This is a genomic window from Vibrio sp. V33_P6A3T137 (assembly GCF_009904835.1).
GTDB lineage: Bacteria > Pseudomonadota > Gammaproteobacteria > Enterobacterales > Vibrionaceae > Vibrio > Vibrio metschnikovii.
In genome coordinates, this window is sequence record NZ_WXWK01000112.1 from 1 (window position 1) to 3,529 (window position 3,529).

1 tRNA gene and 2 rRNA genes are annotated in these 3,529 nt (G+C 50.4%); all 3 read right to left on the reverse strand.

The window, feature by feature from the left end:
• Window positions 1-7 precede the first annotated feature (7 nt).
• Window positions 8-84, reverse strand: a tRNA-Asp gene (locus tag CAG60_RS10510).
• Window positions 85-170: 86 nt separating this feature from the next.
• Window positions 171-286: ribosomal RNA gene (gene rrf / locus CAG60_RS10515) — 5S ribosomal RNA — on the reverse strand.
• An 87-nt stretch (window positions 287-373) separates the two neighbouring features.
• Window positions 374-3,265: ribosomal RNA gene (locus tag CAG60_RS10520) — 23S ribosomal RNA — on the reverse strand.
• Between the last annotated feature and the right edge of the window lie 264 nt (window positions 3,266-3,529).

A 3,529-nucleotide genomic window follows, 5' to 3' on the forward strand; every position in this document is an offset into this window, starting at 1 on the left:
TTATCAGTGGCGGAGCGGACGGGACTCGAACCCGCGACCCCCGGCGTGACAGGCCGGTATTCTAACCAACTGAACTACCGCTCCACATTGTCTTGTTACTCGATAAAGTCTGATTGACTGCTTTATTGAGTTTCTGTCTTCAGACCTTAGGTCTAAACACAAGTATTAAAGCCTGGCGATGTTCTACTCTCACATGGGGAGACCCCACACTACCATCGACGCTGTTTCGTTTCACTTCTGAGTTCGGCATGGAGTCAGGTGGGTCCAAAACGCTATGGTCGCCAAGCAAATTTGGTTAATTCGGAAAGCTGTTTTTCATTCTCTACACATTCAATGCACTTCTTTGAGTCCACCAAAACCCCTTGGGTGTTGTATGGTTAAGCCTCACGGGCAATTAGTACAGGTTAGCTCAACGCCTCACAGCGCTTACACACCCTGCCTATCAACGTTCTAGTCTCGAACAACCCTTTAGGACACTTATAGTGCCAGGGAGAACTCATCTCAGGGCTCGCTTCGCGCTTAGATGCTTTCAGCGCTTATCAATTCCGAACTTAGCTACCGGGCAATGCCACTGGCGTGACAACCCGAACACCAGAGGTTCGTCCACTCCGGTCCTCTCGTACTAGGAGCAGCCCCCTTCAATTCTCCAACGCCCACGGCAGATAGGGACCGAACTGTCTCACGACGTTCTAAACCCAGCTCGCGTACCACTTTAAATGGCGAACAGCCATACCCTTGGGACCGACTTCAGCCCCAGGATGTGATGAGCCGACATCGAGGTGCCAAACACCGCCGTCGATATGAACTCTTGGGCGGTATCAGCCTGTTATCCCCGGAGTACCTTTTATCCGTTGAGCGATGGCCCTTCCATTCAGAACCACCGGATCACTATGACCTGCTTTCGCACCTGCTCGAACCGTCATTCTCGCAGTTAAGCGGGCTTATGCCATTGCACTAACCTCACGATGTCCAACCGTGATTAGCCCACCTTCGTGCTCCTCCGTTACTCTTTGGGAGGAGACCGCCCCAGTCAAACTACCCACCAGGCACTGTCCGCAACCCCGATTAGGGGCCAACGTTAGAACATCAAAACTACAAGGGTGGTATTTCAAGGTTGACTCCACACAAACTAGCGTCTGCGCTTCAAAGTCTCCCACCTATCCTACACATGTAGGTTCAATGTTCAGTGCCAAGCTGTAGTAAAGGTTCACGGGGTCTTTCCGTCTAGCCGCGGGTACACTGCATCTTCACAGCGATTTCAATTTCACTGAGTCTCGGGTGGAGACAGCGTGGCCATCATTACGCCATTCGTGCAGGTCGGAACTTACCCGACAAGGAATTTCGCTACCTTAGGACCGTTATAGTTACGGCCGCCGTTTACCGGGGCTTCGATCAAGAGCTTCGACTTGCGTCTAACCCCATCAATTAACCTTCCGGCACCGGGCAGGCGTCACACCGTATACGTCATCTTGCGATTTTGCACAGTGCTGTGTTTTTAATAAACAGTTGCAGCCACCTGGTATCTGCGACTCTCAATAGCTCCATCCGCAAGGGACTTCACCGTCAAGAGCGTACCTTCTCCCGAAGTTACGGTACCATTTTGCCTAGTTCCTTCACCCGAGTTCTCTCAAGCGCCTTGGTATTCTCTACCCGACCACCTGTGTCGGTTTGGGGTACGATTTCTTATGAACTGAAGCTTAGAGGCTTTTCCTGGAAGCAGGGCATCAATGACTTCACTGCCGTAGCAGCTCGACGTCGTGTCTCAGCCTAACAAGAAACCGGATTTACCTAGTCTCTTAGCCTACGCACTTGAACCAGGACAACCGTCGCCTGGCCCACCTAGCCTTCTCCGTCCCCCCATCGCATTCATAAGAAGTACGGGAATATTAACCCGTTTCCCATCGACTACGCCTTTCGGCCTCGCCTTAGGGGTCGACTTACCCTGCCCCGATTAACGTTGGACAGGAACCCTTGGTCTTCCGGCGGGGAGGTTTTTCACCCCCCTTGTCGTTACTCATGTCAGCATTCGCACTTCTGATACCTCCAGCAAACCTTACAGTTCACCTTCAACGGCTTACAGAACGCTCCCCTACCCAATACGATAAATCGCATTGCCGCAGCTTCGGTGTATTGCTTAGCCCCGTTACATCTTCCGCGCAGGCCGACTCGACTAGTGAGCTATTACGCTTTCTTTAAATGATGGCTGCTTCTAAGCCAACATCCTAGCTGTCTAAGCCTTCCCACATCGTTTCCCACTTAGCAATACTTTGGGACCTTAGCTGGCGGTCTGGGTTGTTTCCCTCTTCACGACGGACGTTAGCACCCGCCGTGTGTCTCCCGGATAGTACTTACTGGTATTCGGAGTTTGCAAAGGGTTGGTAAGTCGGGATGACCCCCTAGCCTTAACAGTGCTCTACCCCCAGTAGTATTCGTCCGAGGCGCTACCTAAATAGCTTTCGGGGAGAACCAGCTATCTCCGAGTTTGATTGGCCTTTCACCCCTAGCCACAAGTCATCCGCTAATTTTTCAACATTAGTCGGTTCGGTCCTCCAGTTGATGTTACTCAACCTTCAACCTGCCCATGGCTAGATCACCCGGTTTCGGGTCTATATCCAGAGACTGAACGCCCAGTTAAGACTCGGTTTCCCTACGGCTCCCCTATTTGGTTAACCTTGCCACTGAATATAAGTCGCTGACCCATTATACAAAAGGTACGCAGTCACCCCATTAAAGAGGCTCCTACTGCTTGTACGTACACGGTTTCAGGTTCTATTTCACTCCCCTCACAGGGGTTCTTTTCGCCTTTCCCTCACGGTACTGGTTCACTATCGGTCAGTCAGGAGTATTTAGCCTTGGAGGATGGTCCCCCCATATTCAGACAGGATATCACGTGTCCCGCCCTACTCGATTTCACTTTACTGGCGTTAACGGCTACGGGGCTATCACCCGGTATCGCGTGCCTTTCCAGAGCACTTCGCCTGACACCAATAAAGCTTAAGGGCTAATCCAATTTCGCTCGCCGCTACTTTCGGAATCTCGGTTGATTTCTTCTCCTCGGGGTACTTAGATGTTTCAGTTCCCCCGGTTTGCCTCGCTGCGCTATGTATTCACGCAGCGATAAGTGCTTATGCACTTGGGTTTCCCCATTCGGAAATCGTAGACTCGAGTGGCTTTTACTGCCTCATCTACGCTTATCGCAAGTTAATACGTCCTTCATCGCCTCTGACTGCCTAGGCATCCACCGTGTACGCTTAGTCACTTAACCATACAACCCCAAAGGGTCTTTGGCTTCTTGCTTTCACTAGAATGAAAACAAACAAGCGACCAAGTTGTCTCGCGTTTAATTTACATGAGTGCGAGACAGATTTTGCCGGACTCAATTTTGAAAAGCATCCGAAGATGTTTTTCACCAAGCACACTTGAATGTGTATTTTTGGTCTTTATCAAAAGATAAAGATTGAGAACTTTACAAGTAACCCATCAATGAAGATAAGTTACTTTGTCAGCTTTCCAAATTGTTAAAGAGCAA